The following is a 19,583-nucleotide window of genomic DNA, read 5'->3' as shown; positions in this document are numbered from 1 at the left end:
ATGTTCTGGAATGAACGTGAAGGAACAGTGAATTAGGGAACAATGCAGATGAATAAAGAGACCATGTCAGATAAAAGCAGTACCGCACCCGACGCAGCGGTCGTCGACGGTCGCGCCGCGCAGGCGGAGAAACAAAAGGGGTATGCGGCGTGGCTGAGCGCCATGCTGGATGTTGCCCGGCACTATCGTCTGGATTACTCAGAAGAGCATGTGAAAGCCACCCTCGCCTGGGAAATGGGCGCACCGCAGGAGAGCGTGCTCGATGAGATGGCGCAAAAGCTCGGACTGGCACGCGTGACCCGCGATTTTCATCCGGCGGATCTCGACCCGATGTCGGTGCCGTTTATCGTTGCGCTGGATAATGGCCGACTGGGCGTGGTGACGCATCTGGACGCCAGCGGCCAATGCGCCGTGCAATTTACCGAAGATCAGGGGCTGGAAACGCCGCTGACGGCTGAACAACTGTTGGCGCGGGTGCAGAGCATCACGCTGCTGCGACCGCTGCAAACCATTCCCGATGCGCGCGTTGATAACTACATCAAGCCCTACAAAAGAAACTGGTTCTGGGAGCTGGCGCTGAAAGACTGGCGCCGCTACAGCGACATCATGGTGGCAGCGATGATCGCCAACGTGCTGGCGCTCGCGGGCATGTTGTTCTCCATGCAGGTTTACGACCGCGTGGTGCCGTCGCAGTCCATCCCCACGCTGTGGGTGCTATTTGGCGGTGTGATGATCGCCATTGTTTTCGAATTCGTGATGCGCATGGTCCGCGTCCATATTTCTGATGTGGTAGGGAAACGCGCCGATCTGCGCATATCCGACCGGGTGTTTGGCCGCGCGCTGCGCATTAAAAACAGCGCCCGTTCCAAGTCCACCGGCTCCTTTATTTCGCAAATCCGTGAACTGGAATCGGTGCGCGAGTTAATCACCTCCACCACCATCAGCGTGATTTCCGATCTGCCGTTTTTCCTGCTGTTCACGGTCATTCTGTGGATGATTGGCGGTCCGCTGGTGTTTGTGGTGCTGCTGGCCATTCCGCTGTTGCTGATCCCCGGTCTGCTTATCCAAAAACCCCTGGCGAAGCTTGCCAGCGAAGGGATGCGCGAATCCGCGGTGCGAAACGCCTCGCTGGTGGAAGCGGTGGAATCCCTTGAAGACATCAAACTGATGCGCGCCGAACAGCGTTTCCAGAACCAGTGGAACCACTGCAACGAAGTCTCCGCCGATATCAGTATGCGTCAGCGTTTTCTCACCAGCCTGCTAATGACCTGGACGCAGGAAGTGCAGTCGATTGTGTATGCCATCGTGCTGCTGGTGGGGTGTTATCTGGTGATGAACGGCGACATGACCACCGGTGCGCTGGTCGGAACCACCATTCTGGCCTCGCGCACTATCGCGCCGCTGGCGCAGATCTCCGGCGTGCTTTCCCGCTGGCAGCAGGCCAAAGTTGCCCGTAAAGGGCTGGATGAACTGATGCAACGGCCTATCGATCGGGAAGATGGCCAGAAAATGGTCCACAAGGCACAAATCGCCGGTGAGTATCAGCTCAATGACGCGGTGTTCTATTACGACGAAGAAGAGAAAGTCGCCAATCTGGCCATCGCCCGCCTGAAAATCGCGCCGGGCGAGAAGATTGCCGTACTGGGCAAAAACGGCGCGGGGAAATCCACGCTGTTGCAGGTGCTGGCCGGGATGCAGCAGGTTCAGCAAGGGCAGGTGGTGCTGGATAACGTCAACATCAAACAGATCGATCCGGCAGATTTACGCCGCGACGTGGCGCTGCATAACCAGCACGCCCGGCTGTTCTTTGGCTCGGTGCGTGACAACATTACCATGGGCCGCCCGCAGGCTACCGATGAAGAGATCCATCAGGCGCTGATCATCAGCGGCGCGCTGCCCTTTGTGCAGCAAAAAGAGAACGGTCTGAACTTCCTTATCCACGAAGGCGGCGTCGGGCTTTCCGGCGGCCAGCGCCAGGCACTGCTGCTGGCGCGGCATATCATCATGCAGCCGCAGGTATTGCTGCTGGATGAACCCACCGCCTGGCTGGATGAGATCTCCGAGGCGAACCTGATACATCACCTGTCGGCATGGGGAAAAAAGAAAACGCTGGTGATCGCCACGCACCGTCTGGCGCTGTTGCAGCTGGTCGATCGCATCGTCGTGATGGATAACGGCCGTATCACGCTCGATGGCAGCAAAGATGAGATCCTGAATAAACATTTCAGGCCAAAAGGACAGCCCGCTCAGGCCGTTAAACCAGCGAATAGGGACATGGCATCATGATCGGACGCAAAAAACCGATAAACGGACAAAAACAACATCACCGGCCACTTGCGGAAAAATCCCTGCCGCGCTCGACCATTCTGGTCTGGAGCCTGGCGCTGATGTTGCTGAGTTTTGTGCTGTGGGCGAACTTTTATACGCTGGACGAAGTGACCACCGGCACTGGCAAAGTCATTCCCTCTTCGCACGAACAAATCGTGCAGTCGCTGGAGGGCGGGATTGTCCACAGCATCGACGTGCAGGAAGGCGAAGTGGTGGAGCGCGGCCAGCGTCTGGCGCAGCTGGACCGCACCAAAACCGAGTCCGGCGTGCAGGAGAGTCTGTCCCGTCTGCACGCGGCGCTGGCGACGGCGGCGCGTCTGACCGCTCAAATCAACAATACGCCGCTGGTGTTTCCACCTGAGCTCGACAACGAGCCGGATCTGGTGAAATCGGAAACTGAGCTGTACAACTCCAGCCGCAACAGCCTTGAGAAGCAGCTTTCTGGCCTGAAACAGGGGGTAGCACTGATCCGGCGCGAGCTTGCGATGACCAAACCGCTGGTCAAACAGGGCGCGGCGAGCGATGTCGAAGTGCTGCGGCTGCAACGGCAGATCAACGAAATGGAAAGCAAGGCGACCGATCTGGAAACGCAGTATCACGTCCGCGCGGGCGAGGAGCTGGCGAAAGCCAATGCGGAGGTCGAGACTCAGCGTTCGGTGATTTTAGGCCGCAAGGATTCCCTCAACCGACTGGACTTCTTCTCGCCGGTGAAAGGCATTGTCAAGAATATCGAGGTCAACACCGTCGGTGGCGTGATCCCGCCTAACGGCAAGCTGATGACGCTGGTGCCGATTGACGACCAGATGCTGGTGGAAGCGCAAATTTCCCCGCGCGACGTGGCGTTTATTCATCCGGGACAGAAAGCAAAAGTCAAAATCACCGCCTACGACTACTCCATCTACGGCAGTTTAGACGGCGAAGTGACGACGATTTCACCGGACACCATTCAGGATGATGTGCGCCGCGACGTCTACTACTACCGCGTAAAGATCAAAACCAGTGCAAATTACCTGGAAAATAAGCACCACGAGAAGTTTTATATTTTCCCCGGCATGATCGCCACGGTAGACATCAAAACCGGAAATAAAAGCATCCTCGATTACCTGCTTAAGCCGCTGAATAAAATGAACGAAGCATTGCGTGAGCGTTGAATAATAGAAGTAGGGTGAAAACTTCACTCCCGTAACCGCGGTTATGAGTGTGCAGTAGTGAAAGTAAATTGATGGCTGCACTTAGATGAGATGGGGTGAGACACTTTAAAACAAAAAATCCACGCAACTGCGTGGATTTATTAACGGTCCTTCTGCCCCGATCCTGATTGATATAATACTCATCAATCCCAGTAAACCAGATAAGCAAGTGCGGCAGCTGAACAGAAAGCATAGGGGCTTAAAAGCAAAATATCCGAATAAGGCGTTTCACATATCCTGATAACAGGCCATGCCAGTACAACCAGCCACATGAAGAGTGCAGAGCACACGATAAAAAAGCACCCCTTCAGGGCAGCGTCAGGATAAAATCTCTTTGAAATCATCGCTAATGGCATGCCGATTATCATTGATCCCATCGTAGTGCCAATAATACTCACCATAACGATGAAAAAATAATTAAATATGAAACCCACTACGGGTGTAATGCTTTTTCCCCAGGAAAGATAGGTTAAAACCAGTAATGAACCCACTAAACTACTAAATATTGCTGATAGCACAGATGCCCTAATCCATTTGTCGTTAATCATGTTCGGCATAATTTTCTCAATGTCTGAATAGCTAGATTGATGCAGCGTACCCGCTTAAATTTTCGGCGCGAGGCTTAATCGCAAAACAGGCTTCCGGCACAGCAACCTTTTGTCGACCTGTGACGGGCATCCGGGCAGTAAGGACATTAAGGCCGCCTGTCAGGGTATTTAGCGCCAGGCCAGTGAGCGTCTCGCATCCTCAAGGCTGAATCGCTTTACCCTGCTCATTAAGCAGATCCGTCAGGAGAGCCGTGCCATCGCTTCCCACCCGAAATGCCCCGTAACGTGCCTGCGCGAATCTGTCGGCATGACCTTCCTGAAAGAACCAGGCGTTAGTGCCTACGGTCAGCGAACCGTAATGTTGATGGTACTTCACCCGTAGCTGATTCGGCTGCAGAGGTTCACCCTGATCAAAGCGGGCCTGAGTCGCGTGACGCTGCGCATCGAGGTCAACAATCAGGGTTCCGCTGGTGGGCAGGCATGGCGCTGATAGGGTCGCGCCGCAGGACTCAGCCTGTTGATACAACGTCAGTTCCAGAGGACGGGTGAGGGCATAGTTCAGCGCCATGTAATCACCCTGCATCAGGGATCGCGGGTCAACCGGGGCAAGGGGTAAAATCATCACCGCGCCTTGCTTCAGCAACTGCTCTTTTTGCCAGATGCTGACATTAACGGCTATCAACGCCAGCGCTATCACCGCGCCAGCCAGCCATCGGCACGGTTTATACATTTTCACTGGCACCTCCGATTTGTACGGGTAATACTTTTTTGACTGCCCATGCCAGCCCCAGTAAAACCAGTCCGCTGACCAGCAGCAGCAGGGATTTCTGCAGCAAAATTACCTCCAAAAAGTAATACCAGCCAGTGACATACAGCACCATGAAACCGCCACTGACCACCAGTAACCCCAGACTTCCCTGATAACGTGCCATCAGAATTAACCACAATCCCAGCCCTATACCCGGCGCACAGAGGGCGGCAGCGCCACAGATAAGCGCAGCGGGCAGCGTAATGCTCGAAAACAGCGGCTGGCTGTGCCTTTTCTGACTGAGCGCACTCAGCACTAAGCCAGCCGCGATCCCTGGGCCTGTCGCAGACTGAAGCGTGGAAAATTGCGATGCTGACCAGATGAAATCCGTGAGATAAGCCGCGTTAATCCCAAGGAAACTCAGCAACACCAGACCACAAGGTATGCCATACAACAGGGGATGTACCGCTTCAGCACACTGCCCAGTCTGTAACCTCAACTGATGACTGACTGTCCACATCCACAAACATATGACCGCCGCCACCAGTACGGACACAGCAAGGCGTGCAGCCATCGGAGACAGGTAAAGCCGGGCCATAGAATGGCCCGCCAGCACCAGGAAAAAGGTCAGGGCAGTGATGGCCATAAACCGATAAGTGCGGTCGGGCATAGCCACCGCCATCGCGGCCAGGATCGGCAAGGCAGTCAGTGAACTCAGCATAAGAAAACTGGCGTCATTGCTCTGGATTTGCAGCAGAACGCCGATTATCAGTCCGCACGTTGCCGCAATCGCCCATGCCAGGCCGAGGTGATGTTTACCGTCACGCTGACTGCGTAACAGGCCACGCGCAATGGCGGCAAGCAGCAGCGAAGGAATAATAAGGGTGGCAGCATTCGGATCTTCGAGCAGTTCAGTGGCATAAAGCACCAGTATCATCAGTAACAGAATGATGATCGCCGCCACCCAGCCTCCGACGCTTAGCGCCAGCCTCAGATACCAGGGCAGGTCGGATGCGTGACCGCGTTGCTTAATTTCCTCAACCTGCGAGGCGCTCAGCAAACCCTGCTGACGCAAAGTGTCTGTCAGTAACGTCAGCCTGGCCGGAACCAGATCGATTGGCCCCTTTTCAACCAGTTTGCGTTGCCACTTCAGCAGAATTGCACCATTTACCGCTACCCAGAATGCCATCAGGGCGCCGGTCAAAAACAGATCACCCGTATCATAGCCTAAAAGAAATAACTGCATGATAAGCGCACAGCCGACAACGGTCAGGCTGGCGATGCCCAGTGTCAGCATGCAGAGATCCTGATAGCGGTAACGGTACAGGTAATAACCTGCCAGCAGGGTGATCACCCAACCGCCCGTGATATAAGGAAGGTGGTCACCGCCGCCCCAGTCAGAGAGGTTCCCGGCCACAATGGCGGTTAGCTGAAGCAGTAAAAATCCAGCCATGACTCGCGAGAACCAGCGGCTTGCCAGCCAGCTCTCGGGATGATGCGTTATCGCGCGCCAGGCCAGTGCTTCCCTGACAATCAGGCAGGCTGCCAGCAACGCCAGATATCCGTAGAGCACAGTGGTCGGGAGCCTGGTTAAACTGTCAGACGCGGCCAGATCCAGCAGTGACGACGGCAGGGTGTTGAAATAGAGCTGGAACGCCAGGTTAGCGACCAGCCAGCTGCAAAACCACAGGCTGTTTTGCCGGGCAATCAGCGCCAGCGGCAGAAGAACATATAACCAGGCCCGGAATAGCTCCCAGCTGTCAGCACCAGTCTGATAAATCTGTCCATACAGCGCAAACAGGGCACCGAAGCTTAACCCTGTCGCCAGTAATGCCTTGCGTGCCAGCGTGCTGTACCAGCGCCACCAGACAATCACCGCCAGCGCGACGATAAACAGCTCGGCCAGGGCAAATTTCGCCATTTTCGGCAGCCAGGCCCAGTTCCAGGCAATAAAGAACACCGCTCCGGCAACCAGTGACAGTAATCCCAGACAGGAAAGAACCGGGATAAGAAACTGACGCCACTGAGCATCTGACGGTCTGATTCCACAGAAAGCAAAGATACGCTCGCAGGTCTCAGGGGTCAGGCTTCCTCCTTTCAGCAGGCGTGCGATCTGGCGACAAAGATACTCTGCCGTCCGTGACGGCATCCCGGTGATGCCATCGGGTACAAGCTCCCTCATTCTTTCCCTGCCTCTGTTTGCGGTATGACTTTGATGATGAAGTTAAAGACTGTACTTACCTGCGATCAATCCGAGTCACGCTCTGATGAGCCTCAGACTCTGCGAATAATGTTCCTGAACGAATTTAATCATCATTTCGCGGAAATAACAGCGAAAAACAAAGGCGATTAACGCATTCTGCGCGATCATACGCATTCTGATGAACATGGTTTTCTCAGTGCCATCGGTGACCTGGAGCACCTGCGTTACTGATGCCAGAGTCTGGGCTTACTGCGTTACTTTTCACCATGCCAGCCATATCAGCTCTAAGCGTCGCGACTGCCAACTCGAAAACCGATGAAATGGTACGGCGGGCGTCAGCGGCAACAGTCGGTGCGCCGCGTTTAGCCGTTTACTGAAAAATTTTAAGAATGTGGTGCGGTGTGATTTCCCTGATAGGAAGTTTGCTGATGGCGGGGAAAACCACACGCTCAGGCATATCCAGTCGCCGCTTTTTGGTGATGTCGGCCCAGTCTTTCATCTGCAACCACCGTGTGGCGACGGGCTTAAAGGTTTGAGAAGTGACACTGGCCTTGCGGGTTTTTCTAACTGGCGAGCTAAAAAAAAATCCACGCAACTGCGTGGATTTATCGCGTTTCGAATCTTAGGAGATTCAATCAAACCTCATAAGACGACGGAAGGGTTTAGACGTTGAACAGGAAGTTCATTACATCGCCATCTTTCACGATGTAGTCTTTCCCTTCTGAACGCATCTTACCGGCTTCTTTCGCGCCTTGTTCACCCTTGCAGGCAATGTAGTCATCGAAAGCAATGGTCTGAGCGCGGATAAAGCCTTTCTCGAAGTCGGTGTGGATCTTACCTGCGGCCTGTGGTGCGGTCGCACCAACCGGGATAGTCCATGCACGCACTTCCTTCACGCCAGCGGTGAAGTAGGTCTGCAGGTTGAGCAGGGCGTAACCGGCGCGGATGACGCGGTTCAGGCCCGGCTCTTCAATGCCCAGCTCGGCCATAAACTCTTCGCGGTCGCCATCTTCCAGCTCGGCAATATCAGACTCAACGGCAGCGCACACCGGCACCACAACGGAACCCTCTTTCTCGGCAATCGCACGTACGATATCGAGGTACGGGTTATTTTCAAAACCGTCTTCGTTAACGTTGGCGATATACATGGTTGGCTTCAGCGTCAGGAAGCTCAGGTAGCGGATTGCCGCTTTATCTTCATCCGTCAGATCCAGCGCGCGCAGCATGCCGGCTTTTTCCAGATGCGGCAGGCATTTTTCCAGCGCCGCCTGTTCAGCTTTGGCGTCTTTGTCGCCGCCCTTGGCTTTCTTCTGCACGCGCTGCAGGGCACGTTCACAGGTATCCAGGTCAGAAAGCGCCAGCTCGGTATTGATCGTTTCAATATCGTCAGCCGGGTCAACTTTATTATTCACGTGGATAATGTTGTCGTTCTCAAAGCAGCGCACCACGTGGCCGATAGCCTCGGTTTCACGGATATTGGTCAGGAACTGGTTGCCCAGGCCTTCACCTTTCGAGGCGCCTTTTACCAGGCCAGCGATATCAACGAATTCCATGGTGGTCGGCAGAATGCGCTGCGGCTTAACGATGGCAGCCAGCTGATCAAGACGTGAATCAGGCATTGGCACCACGCCAGTATTCGGCTCAATGGTACAGAACGGGAAGTTAGCTGCTTCGATGCCCGCTTTGGTTAACGCATTGAACAGGGTGGATTTCCCGACGTTTGGCAGGCCCACAATACCGCATTTGAATCCCATGTTTGAATCACCTTAATTTCTTGATAATCAACGCACTTTTACATGCCCTGATAGTGTCACAGACGGTTGTCTTAAAAGTTTCCGCGCATTATACACGTAATTTTAGCCTGGAGGCGGTTGATTTCTGAGGCGGAGGTTAAGTTATCTCTTGAGATCGTGCTCACATTTTCCCATACTGACGTGTCTTTACAGAACCTGGAGAACTCCGCAGATGCATCGCTTGCTGCTTACGCCACCTTAAGACCCTCCCGCCTGCGCAACGCCCGTTGCCGCCACTCGTCACTCTGACGAGCCAGCTGTGCCCGATTAATGCGGCACGGAAGAACCAACACGTTTAAATTAACTGGAAATTTTATGTTTAACCTGAGCAATTTCAGGGCGAGTGACGTCAAAAATGACGTGCTGGCCGGTGCCGTGGTGTCCGTTGCGCTGATCCCGGAAGCGACGGCTTTTTCTCTGCTGGCCGGGCTGTCGCCGACCATTGGTCTGCACACCGCCTTTATTCTCGGGCTGGTCACCGCCTTCTTCGGCGGCAAGCCGGGGATGATCTCCGGCGCGGCCGGGTCGATTATTGTGGTGCTGATTAGCCTGATTACCCAGCACGGCTACGAGTACGTGCTGCTGGCGACCATCCTCGCGGGGCTGATTCAGCTGGCGATTGGCGTGCTGCGGCTCGGTAAGTTTATCCGCCTGGTGCCGCAACCGGCGATTTACGGCTTCGTTAACGGGCTGGCGATTGTGATTATGCTGGCGCAGTTCCCGATGATTAAAGGGCAGGGGCCGGTGATGTATGCGCTGGTGGCGCTGGCGATGCTGATCGTCTGGCTGTTCCCGAAGCTGACCAAAGCGATCCCCGGTTCGCTGGCGGCGCTGCTCGCCATCAGTGCGATTGCCATTGGTTTTGGCCTGGATACCAAACGCGTTGGCGACCTGGCGGATATCTCCGGCACGCTGCCGTCGTTCCATCTGCCGACCGCGCCGTTAAGCTGGGAAACACTGAAGATCGTGCTGCCGTATGCGGTGGTGATTGCGCTGGTCGGGCTGATTGAGTCGCTGCTGACGCTGGCGGTACTGGATGAGATGGGCAGTAAAAAAGGGGCGGGCAATCAGGAGTGCGTGGCGCAGGGTATCGGTAACACGATTTGCGGCTTCTTCGGCAGCTTTGCCGGTTGTGCGATGATCGGCCAGTCAATTATCAACTTCACCTCCGGCGGTCGCGGTCGCATCTCCAACCTGGTCGGGGCGCTACTGCTGATCCTGTTCGTGATTAGCCTGTCGGATTACATCGCGCTGCTGCCGGTGGCGGCGCTGGCGGGCATTATGTTTGTGGTGTGCATCAACACCTTTGAGTGGAGTTCCATCAGGCGCCTGAAGCGCATGCCGAAAGCCGATGCGGTGATTATGATTGCGGTGACGCTGGTCACGATTTTCACCGACCTGGCGATGGCGGTGATCTGCGGCGTGATTATCTCGGCGCTGGTCTTCGCCTGGCAGCATGCCCGCATCACCATTATTGAGCAGAGCGAGAAAGAGGGGGAGAAAACATACCGTCTGGAAGGGCCGCTGTTCTTTGGCTCCACCGCGAGTTTTCAGGAGCTGTTTAATCCGCAGCAGGATGCCGAGAGTGTGGTGATCGACTTCGCCCGCACCCGGGTGATGGACTCCAGCGGCGTGGAGGCGATCGATAAGCTGACGGCGCGCTATCTGGAAGCCGGTAAAAGTCTGCGCCTGCGCCATCTGAGCGAGGATTGCATCAGCCTGTTGCGTCAGGCAGGGCCATTCTGCAGCCATGAACTGGATGATCCGGATTATAAAGTTGCTAGCAATGACGCATAAACCATAAAGCTACTGCTGGACCTGCCGATAATCTAAAAATCGCCGTTTCACCCCGGCGATTACAGTATTTACTTCTATAGTTTAACTGTACGACGATTTATTTCACTGGCAGGATGCCCGTTAACTGGCCCGGCGGCATGAAAAACGATTTTTTTTGTACTCCTGTACATACCCTGAGCGGTGAGATGATCGCCATCGACCTGAGCTACCTTCCGCATGCTGCTGCGGTCGGTGGCCCGGTGGATGCTGTGCGGCAGCTGGCATCGCCTGAGGATCGGCTACTGCATCAGCTGCTGATCGTCGAAGAGTACGCCGATTACTTTCGCCAGCACGGCCTGCTGTGCAGCGTGGCCATCGACTTTCAGCTGGCGCGTGCCGTGACCGAGTCGTCTTTTATCCAGCAAATCCTCAGCCATCTGCCCTTTGTGCGCCTGAAGCTGTCGGAAGATTTTCCCAATCTGCACGACGGTATGGACAACCCGCTGCTGCGTAGCCTGATAGAACAGCTGAATATCTTATGGCTCGACGATCTGGGCGCCGGCGATGCCAATCTGCATGCGCTGCAGTCAAATATGTTTGAAGCGGTGAAGCTTGACCGCCAGTTCTATCTGGAAAACGTCAATAAGCCGTTCTTTTCGGTGCTGATCAACCATATCCGCCAGTATACCAACCGGGTGATCGTGGAAGGGGTGGCCGGAGACGGCCAGCTGGAGACGCTGCGCAACAGTAAAATCTGGGGCGTGCAGGGCTATTTTGCACAGCAGCTGACGCTGGATAGCCTGGAGTGTAGCGACGACGGGAAGCGGTGCGAGAAGGGGTAATCCCCTGAGGTATCCCCACAAAAATTGATTTGAATATTGTGGCGGGAAGACAGGTGCCCGGTTTCAGGAGGGAGGGCTGAGCTCAGACCGGTTTGCGGACGTTTAGCGATGGAAGTGATTTCTGGGGATACCTCAGGGGTAATCCCCGCTGCGGCTGCGGCCACAGCGGATGCGCAGGCCTAGCCCGCCTTAAAGCTGTGCAGGCGATTCATCGCTTTTAGGCGGTCTTCCTTCAGCCACACTTCCGTGCAGCGCGCCGCTTCATCGACCGCATCATCAATCAACTTCTGCTCTGCCGACTGCGGCTTGCCCAGTACAAAACCGACCACCTTGTTGCGATCGCCCGGGTGACCAATGCCGATGCGCAGGCGGTGGAAGTTCAGGTTGTTACCCAGCTTGCTGATAATATCTTTCAGGCCGTTATGTCCGCCGTGGCCGCCGCCCTGCTTAAACTTTGCCACGCCGGGCGGCAGGTCCAGCTCGTCATGGGCAACCAGGATCTCTTCCGGGGCAATGCGGTAGAACGTCGCCATCGCCGCCACGGCTTTGCCGCTGAGATTCATAAAGGTGGTCGGCACCAGCAAGCGTACATCCTCACCCCCGATGTTTAACCGGGCAGTGTAGCCGTAGAACTTGCTCTCTTCCTTTAATGACTGATTGTGGCGTTCAGCCAGCAAATCAACGTACCAGGCTCCGGCATTATGGCGCGTGGCGGCGTATTCAGCGCCGGGATTGGCCAGGCCAACAATCAGTTTGATGCTACTCACGTGTGGTGTTTCCTGAAGCGTACGGGGGAAAGCGGCTAGTTTACGCAAGCCGTTGCGAGAACACAAAGATCTGCGCAAAAAGGTGAGCCATGTCACGATAGTTGAGAGGCGTGATAATACATTTTCTATATAAAAACAGCTTGTTAGACGTAAAGTTTTGTCAAAGCACAAGCAATAAATGTGATCGCCAACTCATCAGAGCAGCTGTTGATTGCCTACACTAAGCGCATCTGGCAATGGAATTTGCCTTTTCAATACTGTCCGGAGGTGCGCAATGAAACGTAAACATTCACATGTGATGGGTAATGCCCTGATGGTACTCGGTTTAGTGGTGATGGTCGGCGGCGTGGGTTACTCAGTCCTTAACCAGCTGCCTCAGCTTAATCTGCCTGAGTATATGGTGCATGGGGCGATTTTCAGCATCTTTATCGGTGCGTTGCTGTGGCTGGTGGGGGCCAGAGTGAGCGGGCGGGAAAAAATCGCCGACCGCTATTACTGGGTGCGCCACTGCGGCGACAAGCGCTGCCGCCACGGCAGCAGCCAGCACAATAGCCAGTCTTAAATTTCCGCGCTGCTGTTACCCTCTTAGCGCAATCAACGCCCGCCAGTCGGGCGTTACCTTTTGCCCGCTCCCTCACTTCCTGTCCGGCGTCACCAGGCAGCGCCAGATGGCTGCCGCGCACAGCAGCGTGATCGCCATCAGGACCAGCAATAACTGCTGAAAAGCCCGCTCCGCCAGCCCCAACAGTCGTGGATCTGCCAGATGATAACTCGCCAGCTGCCCGGCGAGCGCTGCCGGCTGGTTATGCGCCGTGAGCTGCCAGCCGAGCAGCTGGCTGAACAGGCTGGCAACGCTTGCCAGCGCGACACTTTCTCCCGCCACGCGCACGGTGCTGAAGATGCCGGTCGCCATTCCGGCACGCTGCGGCGGTACCACGCTGACCGACAGATTATCCATCAGCCCCCAGGGCAGCCCGGTGCCGCAGCCAATCATCGCCATCGCCAGCAGCGTGACGGGCAGGGAAGCGGTGGGAGAAACCTGGCTCAGCAGGCCGATACCTGCGGCGGCCAGCAGCAGGCCCGCCGCGCTGACGGCGCCGGGATGGAAACGGCGCGTCAGCGCCACCGCCAGAGAAGGCACAATCAGCATCGGCAGCGACAGCGCCAGCATCAGCAGCCCGGTGGTCAGCGCGCTGTAGCCGTAGAATCCCATAAAACGCAGCGGCAGCAGCACCAGCAGCACTACAAAGCAGTAGCAGGTGGCCACCGGCAGCAGCTGCACCCCGACAAAACGGCCGTAGCGAAACAGGCTCAGATCGAGCATCGGCCGCGCGCTGCGCCGTTCAATCCCGACAAACAGCGCGCCCGCCAGCACGGAGGCCAGCAGCAGCCCGGCCGACAGGCGGTCGCCGCCGCTGTCGGCCAGCTGCAGCATGCCCCAGGTAAACAGCGTCAGGGTGGTGCTGAAGCTGATAATCCCCGGCCAGTCGAGCGTGCCGACATCCGGGTTGCGCGACTCCGGCAGCGTCAGCCCGCCGGTCACCAGCGCCACGACGCCAAACAGGGCGCAGCAGAGAAAAACGCTGTGCCAGCCGGCAATCTGCATCAGCATCCCGGCGATCACCGGTCCGGCGGCAAGGCCAACGCCAAAGCTGGTGCCGAGCAGGCTGAAGGCGCGGGCGCGCCGTTGTCCCTCAAAGGCATTGGCCAGCGCGGCGGCGCCCCCGGCCAGTGCCGCGGCGGCGGCGGCACCCTGAAGGGCGCGCACCACGTCCAGCCACACCACCGAAGGCACCCAGGCGGTGAGCAATGACAGCAGGGTAAAGGCGCTGACGCCGCTGATAAACAGCCGCTTGCGGCCAAAACGGTCCGCCAGCGTGCCTGCGGCCATCAGCAGGCTGCCGAAACTGAGCAGGAAGGCATTGGTAATCCAGCTCAGGGCCAGGGCAGACCCTCCGGGATGCTGGGCAATCGCCGGGGTGGCAATCACCCCGGCGGAGAAGCTGAGCGGTAACATCAGGGCGGCGCTGCAGACGGCAAAAACACTCCAGCGGCTGCCTGGTGCCGTGAGGATCAGGGAACTCATTGTGGACTCTCCGCTTTCAACAGGAAAGAAAGCAGGATAAATTGGCGTCATGCCACGATAAACAGGCCATAAGGCCGCAGATAAAGGACAAAAAGTCGCGAATGAGCAGCGTGGAGAGTTTAAGCGGGCTGAGCGCGTTTGTGAAAGCCGCGCAGCTGGGAAGCTTTGTCGCCGCCGCCGAAAGGCTGGGGGTTTCGGCCTCTGCTATCGGCAAAAGCGTGGCGCGGCTGGAAGCCAGCCTCGGCGTCAGCCTGTTTAACCGCAGCACGCGCAGCCTGAGCCTGACTGAAGAGGGCGCGCTGTTCTTTGAACGCAGCCAGCGCATAGTGATGGAGCTGGAAGAGGCGCAGCAGGAGCTTTCCCGCCTGATGGCGGCCCCGCGCGGGCGGCTGCGCCTGAGCTTTCCGGCCATTGGCTACCGCCTGCTGCTGCCGCTGCTGCCGGGGTTCACCGCCCGCTATCCCGAAATTGAACTGGACCTCGATTTCAATGACCGCCTGGTGGACGTGATTGGTGAGGGCTATGACGCGGTGCTGCGCAGCGGCGAGTTTGCCGACTCGCGCCTCAAGGCGCGGCGGCTGGGCGGCTTTCAGTTTCGTCTGGTTGGCTCGGCGGGCTATTTTCAGCAGCACGGCACGCCGCAGACGGTGGCGGATCTCAGCCAGCACGCCTGCCTGCTGTACCGTTTCTCCGGCAGCGGTCAGCTGCAGCCGTGGCAGTTTAACGGCGTCGATCCCCAGGCGCTGTCGCTTCATGGCCCGCTGGTGTTTAACAATCTGGAAGCGCAGATCTCCGCCACGCGCCGCGGTTTAGGGCTGATTTACGTCCCGGATTTTGCGGTGCAGGAGTATCTGGAGAGCGGTGAGCTGCAGAGCGTGCTGGAGGGGGAGATCGGCCATGGCGGGCAGTTTTCTCTTTTGTGGCCGGGCAATCGCCACCTGCTGCCCAAGCTGCGAGTATTGATTGACTACCTGGCGGAACACATTGCGTTGCGCAAATAAAAAGGGACAGATGAGCCTCTGTCCCTTTTTGTTCGGGTTGACCGCAAAAGAAGGTCAACCCCTACAGTAGGGGCCGACCGCTTTTCTGGTCGGCCCATCCGTAGCACGCCGGAATTAATGCTCAAACATCGCAGAGATAGACTCTTCGTTGCTGATACGGCGGATTGCCTCGGCCAGCATGCCTGACAGGGTCAGGGTACGGACGTTTGGCAGCGCTTTAATCTCTTCCGGCAGTGGAATGGTGTCGCACACAACCACTTCATCAATCACCGAGTTACGCAGGTTTTCGACCGCGTTACCGGAGAAGATAGGGTGGGTTGCGTAGGCGAACACGCGCTTCGCACCGCGCTCTTTCAGCGCTTCCGCTGCTTTACACAGGGTGCCACCGGTATCGATCATATCATCGACCAGCACGCAGTCACGGCCAGCCACATCACCGATGATATGCATCACCTGTGAGACGTTGGCGCGTGGGCGACGTTTATCGATGATGGCCATATCGGTGTCGTTCAGCAGTTTGGCAATCGCACGGGCACGAACCACGCCGCCGATGTCCGGGGAAACCACAATTGGGTTTTCCAGGCCAATCTGCAGCATATCTTCAAGCAGGATCGGGCTACCAAATACGTTATCAACCGGGACGTCAAAGAAGCCCTGAATCTGTTCAGCATGCAGATCCACAGTCAGAACGCGGTCAACGCCAACGCTGGAGAGGAAATCGGCAACAACTTTGGCAGTAATTGGCACACGAGCGGAACGCACGCGGCGGTCCTGACGTGCATAACCAAAGTAAGGGATCACCGCGGTAATACGACCAGCGGAAGCACGACGCAGGGCGTCAACCATCACAACCAGTTCCATCAGGTTGTCGTTGGTTGGGGCACAGGTGGACTGGATGATGAAAATATCACCACCGCGTACATTTTCGTTAATTTGTACGCTCACTTCACCATCACTGAAACGACCGACGGCGGCGTCGCCCAGGCTGGTGTAAAGGCGGTTGGCAATACGTTGTGCTAGTTCCGGGGTGGCGTTACCAGCAAAAAGCTTCATATCAGGCACGAGAAGAACCTCAGGCTTTGCGTCCAGAGAATGAAATACCATAAGCCGCACTGGGCGGTATACGACTTATGCTTTCATACGGGTGTTTTAACCCTACATTCTTGACGCCGTAGCGGCGTTGGCTGCGCGTCATCGCCCCGGTCACTTACCTGGGTAAGCTCCCGGGAACTCAAACACTTGCCGCCTTGCTACAACGCCAATTATTTGGGTTAAATAAGAGCAGTCGTGCAGCGTCTGGAACAGAGTGACACTGTCACATCAACTCAATTGCCCTGAAAGTCTGCGGTGTAGCGGCGAGATATTAACACCTCGCGCAACAAACCCCTGCAGATTTTTCGGGGCCAGCTCAAGCACCTGGCGGGCGGCGGACTCGGTGTCGAATTCTGCAAACACACAAGCACCCGTTCCAGTCAGGCGCGACGGCGCGTATTCTAGCAGCCAGGAAACAAGCTGTTCAACCTCGCGAAAACGATTTCTTACGACAGGTTCACAATCATTATGGAATTCGGTGCTTAATAACTGGCTGATTTCCCTTGCTGGCGTGTCGCGGGTCAGCTCCGGATCGTTGAAAACGAGCGGGGTGGCAATGCTCACCCCAGGGTGCATCACCAGATACCACTTCTCCGCCGGATTAACCGGGGTCAGCTGCTCACCCACACCTTCGGCAAAGGCAGCGAAGCCGTGAACAAACACCGGCACGTCGGCGCCAAGCTGAAGGCCAAGCTCTGCCAGCTGCCCCAGGCTCAGCCCGGTTTGCCACAGGTGGTTAAGCGCCACCAGCACCGTGGCGGCGTTTGAGGAACCGCCGCCCAAACCGCCACCCATCGGTAAGCGCTTCTCAATGGCAATTTTCGCCCCGGCAGCACCGGGCAGGGAGCCGAGAGCGGCCGCCCGCTCGCGCAGCAGCGCAGCGGCGCGCACAATCAGGTTCTGCGCATCCGGCACGCCCGCCACCGGCGTCAGCAGCGTAATCTCGCCGCTGTCGTCCACTTCAATGGTCAGCGTGTCGCCGTAGTCGAGAAACTGAAACAGCGTTTGCAGATTATGGTAGCCGTCGGCGCGGCGGCCAGTGATGTAGAGAAATAAATTCAGCTTTGCCGGGGCAGGCCAGGTTGTGATCATTTTACCGTCCAGCTGTCCATCTTCAGTTTGATGCGCTGGCTGCCTTCACGCAGTTCGAGATTGGATGGCAGCTGTGGGTTGAGCTTGCTGTCATAACCCTGGTAGGTCACGTGCCACTGCTTGCCGTCCTGGCTGTAGTTCAGTTCGCGCAGGCGGTACTGGTCGTCAAGCTGATAATCGGTGGCGTCGCCCGGCAGGCCGACCATCCACTGACGCAGGTTATCCAGCGGAATGCTCATACCGGTCAGCTGGGAGATCATCTTCGCGGCATCGTTACTGACGTAGCGCTTGCCCTTATTATCAACAATTTGTGCGGTCTGGCCCTGCTGGTCCAGCTGCAGCTCGGTGCTGCCGAGCGGATTGGTTAACAGCAGGCGATAGCGGTCTGGTGCGGTCTGCTGCCAGTTAAAGCGCGCATACACTTTTTGCCGATCGGAGAGGTAGGCGAACGCGCCACGAGTCTGATACTGGGTGATCTTTTCCACCGACTGCTGATGCTCACGCCACTGCGGCGTATCGGCGCTCTTGCCCGGCCCCTGTGGCTTGGTGGGCGTAACGCAGGCGGTTAACAGCAGGCTGGCAAGGGGGATAAGCCGCAGCAGGCGGCGGTTTGGCGATAGCATAATCAGGTCAGCTCCTCAGACGGGGTTCGGGCATACTTGCCGCAATCAACCGCTCACGCTAACCAGCTAACCGGGCCGCGTCAATGCTCAAATTGTCTCATTTGACCTGTTGTCGGTATAACTTGTTACAGGGATAGGTGAACCATCACTTTTATTGATCTCGCTCATCTTGTAGAATGCGCCTCACAAAACCCTGACAACTGTGGGATTAACCCAACCTCGCACCATGACGTTACTGGCACTCGGCATCAATCACAAAACGGCACCTGTGGCTCTGCGCGAACGCGTTACGTTCTCGCCGGACACGCTGGATCAGGCGCTTAACAGCCTGCTGGCACAGCCGCTGGTTCAGGGCGGCGTTGTGCTGTCTACCTGTAACCGTACCGAGTTGTACCTGAGCGTTGAGCAGCAGGAAAATCTGCAGGAGCAGCTGGTGTCGTGGCTGTGTGATTACCATCATCTGAGCGTTGAAGAGGTGCGTAAAAGCCTCTACTGGCACCAGGGTGACGAAGCGGTCAGTCATCTGATGCGCGTTGCCAGTGGCCTGGATTCGCTGGTGCTCGGTGAACCGCAGATTTTAGGCCAGGTGAAAAAAGCCTTTGCCGACTCCCAGCGCGGCCATTCGCTCTCCAGCGAACTGGAGCGCATGTTCCAGAAAACCTTCTCCGTCGCCAAACGCGTGCGCACCGAAACTGAAATCGGTGCCAGTGCGGTATCGGTCGCGTTTGCCGCCTGTACCCTGGCGCGCCAGATCTTCGAATCGCTGTCGACCGTCACCGTGCTGATGGTCGGGGCGGGCGAGACTATCGAGCTGGCCGCGCGCCATCTGCATCAGCACAAGGTGAAGAAGTTGATCATCGCTAACCGTACCCGCGAGCGTGCGCAGGTGCTGGCGGATGAAGTCGGGGCTGAGGTGATAGGCCTGGCGGAGATCGATTCACGGCTGGCAGAAGCCGACATTATCATCAGTTCAACCGCCAGCCCGCTGCCGATCATCGGCAAAGGGATGGTGGAGCGTGCGCTGAAGCAGCGCCGCAACCAGCCGATGCTGCTGGTGGATATTGCCGTACCGCGTGACGTGGAGCCGGAAGTGGGCAAGCTGCCGAACGCCTATCTGTACAGCGTGGATGACCTGCAGGCGATTATTGAAAGCAATATGGCTCAGCGCCAGGCGGCTGCGGTGCAGGCTGAAACCATCGTGGTACAGGAAAGCAGCGAGTTTATGTCCTGGCTGCGCGCGCAGAGCGCCGTTGAAACCATCCGCGACTACCGTTCGCAGGCAGAGCAGGTCAGGGAAGAGTTGCAGGCGCGGGCGCTTGCCGCACTGCAGCAGGGTGCAGACCCCGAAGCGGTGATGCGTGACCTGGCCCACAAACTGACCAACCGTCTGATCCACGCTCCAACCAAATCTCTTCAGCAGGCCGCCCGCGATGGCGATGGCGAACGCCTGCAAATTTTACGCGACAGCCTCGGGCTGGAATAGCGTTTAAACCT

General features: G+C 56.9%; 16 protein-coding genes and 1 pseudogene. 7 read left to right on the top strand and 10 right to left on the bottom strand.

Annotation, left to right across the window (positions count from 1 at the left end; all coding sequences use genetic code 11):
- Positions 1-48 precede the first annotated feature (48 nt).
- Together J2Y91_RS20825 and J2Y91_RS20820 are read left to right on the top strand one after the other, a co-directional pair.
- Positions 49-2,286 carry a type I secretion system permease/ATPase gene (locus J2Y91_RS20825; RefSeq protein WP_166643174.1) on the top strand — a complete coding sequence of 746 codons (2,238 nt, stop codon included), beginning with the start codon at positions 49-51 and terminating at the stop codon, positions 2,284-2,286.
- Positions 2,283-3,479 (top strand): HlyD family type I secretion periplasmic adaptor subunit, encoded by a 1,197-nt coding sequence (locus tag J2Y91_RS20820; RefSeq protein WP_208864880.1) that lies wholly within the window; start codon positions 2,283-2,285, stop codon positions 3,477-3,479. The genes J2Y91_RS20825 and J2Y91_RS20820 overlap by 4 nt, the downstream gene beginning before the upstream one ends.
- A gap of 182 nt (positions 3,480-3,661) precedes the next feature.
- Here J2Y91_RS20820 and J2Y91_RS20815 read toward each other — a convergent pair whose 3' ends face one another.
- The 5 genes and pseudogenes from J2Y91_RS20815 to ychF form a co-directional block, all read right to left on the bottom strand.
- Positions 3,662-4,075 (bottom strand): hypothetical protein, encoded by a 414-nt coding sequence (locus J2Y91_RS20815; RefSeq protein WP_133623443.1) that lies wholly within the window; start codon positions 4,073-4,075, stop codon positions 3,662-3,664.
- A gap of 190 nt (positions 4,076-4,265) precedes the next feature.
- On the bottom strand, positions 4,266-4,796 hold the full coding sequence (locus J2Y91_RS20810) for a GDYXXLXY domain-containing protein (protein WP_133623444.1): 531 nt from the start codon (positions 4,794-4,796) through the stop codon (positions 4,266-4,268).
- On the bottom strand, positions 4,789-6,996 hold the full coding sequence (locus J2Y91_RS20805) for a DUF4401 domain-containing protein (RefSeq protein ID WP_133623445.1): 2,208 nt from the start codon (positions 6,994-6,996) through the stop codon (positions 4,789-4,791). The genes J2Y91_RS20810 and J2Y91_RS20805 overlap by 8 nt, the downstream gene beginning before the upstream one ends.
- A gap of 298 nt (positions 6,997-7,294) precedes the next feature.
- Positions 7,295-7,534: pseudogene (locus tag J2Y91_RS20795) on the bottom strand (phage integrase central domain-containing protein); the annotation flags it as partial.
- Positions 7,535-7,679: 145 nt separating this feature from the next.
- On the bottom strand, positions 7,680-8,771 hold the full coding sequence (gene ychF / locus J2Y91_RS20790) for a redox-regulated ATPase YchF (RefSeq protein WP_133623446.1): 1,092 nt from the start codon (positions 8,769-8,771) through the stop codon (positions 7,680-7,682).
- A gap of 354 nt (positions 8,772-9,125) precedes the next feature.
- Here ychF and J2Y91_RS20785 point away from each other — a divergent pair, with 354 nt between their 5' ends.
- On the top strand, positions 9,126-10,607 hold the full coding sequence (locus J2Y91_RS20785; protein WP_133623447.1) for a SulP family inorganic anion transporter: 1,482 nt from the start codon (positions 9,126-9,128) through the stop codon (positions 10,605-10,607).
- A 137-nt stretch (positions 10,608-10,744) separates the two neighbouring features.
- Entirely contained in the window at positions 10,745-11,428 is a 684-nt protein-coding gene (locus J2Y91_RS20780) for an EAL domain-containing protein (protein WP_133623448.1), read from the top strand.
- A 179-nt stretch (positions 11,429-11,607) separates the two neighbouring features.
- Here J2Y91_RS20780 and pth read toward each other — a convergent pair whose 3' ends face one another.
- Positions 11,608-12,195, bottom strand: a complete 588-nt coding sequence (pth, locus tag J2Y91_RS20775; protein ID WP_133623449.1) for an aminoacyl-tRNA hydrolase — start codon at positions 12,193-12,195, stop codon at positions 11,608-11,610.
- Between the two features lie 274 nt (positions 12,196-12,469).
- On the opposite strand from pth, the gene ychH reads away from it, so the two are divergent.
- Positions 12,470-12,757, top strand: a complete 288-nt coding sequence (gene ychH / locus J2Y91_RS20770; RefSeq protein WP_048916265.1) for a stress-induced protein YchH — start codon at positions 12,470-12,472, stop codon at positions 12,755-12,757.
- A gap of 72 nt (positions 12,758-12,829) precedes the next feature.
- On the opposite strand, the gene J2Y91_RS20765 is transcribed toward ychH, so the two are convergent.
- Positions 12,830-14,281: an MFS transporter gene (locus tag J2Y91_RS20765; protein WP_133623450.1), complete on the bottom strand. Its 1,452-nt coding sequence runs from the start codon at positions 14,279-14,281 to the stop codon at positions 12,830-12,832.
- Positions 14,282-14,391: 110 nt separating this feature from the next.
- Here J2Y91_RS20765 and J2Y91_RS20760 point away from each other — a divergent pair, with 110 nt between their 5' ends.
- Positions 14,392-15,282, top strand: a complete 891-nt coding sequence (locus tag J2Y91_RS20760) for a LysR family transcriptional regulator (protein WP_133625056.1) — start codon at positions 14,392-14,394, stop codon at positions 15,280-15,282.
- 114 nt (positions 15,283-15,396) lie between these two features.
- Here J2Y91_RS20760 and prs read toward each other — a convergent pair whose 3' ends face one another.
- From prs to lolB, 3 genes are all read right to left on the bottom strand, one after another.
- On the bottom strand, positions 15,397-16,344 hold the full coding sequence (gene prs, locus J2Y91_RS20755) for a ribose-phosphate diphosphokinase (RefSeq protein ID WP_013201847.1): 948 nt from the start codon (positions 16,342-16,344) through the stop codon (positions 15,397-15,399).
- A 258-nt stretch (positions 16,345-16,602) separates the two neighbouring features.
- Positions 16,603-17,466 (bottom strand): 4-(cytidine 5'-diphospho)-2-C-methyl-D-erythritol kinase, encoded by an 864-nt coding sequence (gene ispE / locus J2Y91_RS20750; RefSeq protein ID WP_133623451.1) that lies wholly within the window; start codon positions 17,464-17,466, stop codon positions 16,603-16,605.
- Positions 17,463-18,089, bottom strand: coding sequence for a lipoprotein insertase outer membrane protein LolB (lolB, locus tag J2Y91_RS20745; protein ID WP_048916262.1), 627 nt, complete (start codon positions 18,087-18,089; stop codon positions 17,463-17,465). The genes ispE and lolB overlap by 4 nt, the downstream gene beginning before the upstream one ends.
- Before the next feature lie 226 nt (positions 18,090-18,315).
- Between lolB and hemA the strand changes: the two genes are divergently transcribed.
- Complete coding sequence (gene hemA, locus J2Y91_RS20740; RefSeq protein ID WP_048916261.1) at positions 18,316-19,572, top strand: glutamyl-tRNA reductase; 1,257 nt, start codon at positions 18,316-18,318, stop codon at positions 19,570-19,572.
- The last annotated feature ends 11 nt before the right edge of the window (positions 19,573-19,583 follow it).

The sequence above is a fragment of the Erwinia aphidicola genome (assembly GCF_024169515.1).
Classification (GTDB): Bacteria; Pseudomonadota; Gammaproteobacteria; order Enterobacterales; family Enterobacteriaceae; genus Erwinia; species Erwinia aphidicola.
The sequence above is the reverse complement of the archived record's forward strand: the minus strand, read 5'-3'. Positions and strand labels throughout refer to the sequence as shown.

What these genes read in the sequence shown, in the direction of transcription:
- J2Y91_RS20825 (WP_166643174.1), top strand. Translation starts at nt 49, where the DNA reads ATGAATAAAGAGACCATGTCAGATAAAAGCAGTACCGCACCCGACGCA.
- J2Y91_RS20820 (WP_208864880.1), top strand. Translation starts at nt 2,283, where the DNA reads ATGATCGGACGCAAAAAACCGATAAACGGACAAAAACAACATCACCGG.
- J2Y91_RS20815 (WP_133623443.1), bottom strand. Translation starts at nt 4,075, where the DNA reads ATGCCGAACATGATTAACGACAAATGGATTAGGGCATCTGTGCTATCA.
- J2Y91_RS20810 (WP_133623444.1), bottom strand. Translation starts at nt 4,796, where the DNA reads ATGTATAAACCGTGCCGATGGCTGGCTGGCGCGGTGATAGCGCTGGCG.
- J2Y91_RS20805 (WP_133623445.1), bottom strand. Translation starts at nt 6,996, where the DNA reads ATGAGGGAGCTTGTACCCGATGGCATCACCGGGATGCCGTCACGGACG.
- ychF (WP_133623446.1), bottom strand. Translation starts at nt 8,771, where the DNA reads ATGGGATTCAAATGCGGTATTGTGGGCCTGCCAAACGTCGGGAAATCC.
- J2Y91_RS20785 (WP_133623447.1), top strand. Translation starts at nt 9,126, where the DNA reads ATGTTTAACCTGAGCAATTTCAGGGCGAGTGACGTCAAAAATGACGTG.
- J2Y91_RS20780 (WP_133623448.1), top strand. Translation starts at nt 10,745, where the DNA reads ATGAAAAACGATTTTTTTTGTACTCCTGTACATACCCTGAGCGGTGAG.
- ychH (WP_048916265.1), top strand. Translation starts at nt 12,470, where the DNA reads ATGAAACGTAAACATTCACATGTGATGGGTAATGCCCTGATGGTACTC.
- J2Y91_RS20765 (WP_133623450.1), bottom strand. Translation starts at nt 14,281, where the DNA reads ATGAGTTCCCTGATCCTCACGGCACCAGGCAGCCGCTGGAGTGTTTTT.
- ispE (WP_133623451.1), bottom strand. Translation starts at nt 17,466, where the DNA reads ATGATCACAACCTGGCCTGCCCCGGCAAAGCTGAATTTATTTCTCTAC.
- lolB (WP_048916262.1), bottom strand. Translation starts at nt 18,089, where the DNA reads ATGCTATCGCCAAACCGCCGCCTGCTGCGGCTTATCCCCCTTGCCAGC.
- hemA (WP_048916261.1), top strand. Translation starts at nt 18,316, where the DNA reads ATGACGTTACTGGCACTCGGCATCAATCACAAAACGGCACCTGTGGCT.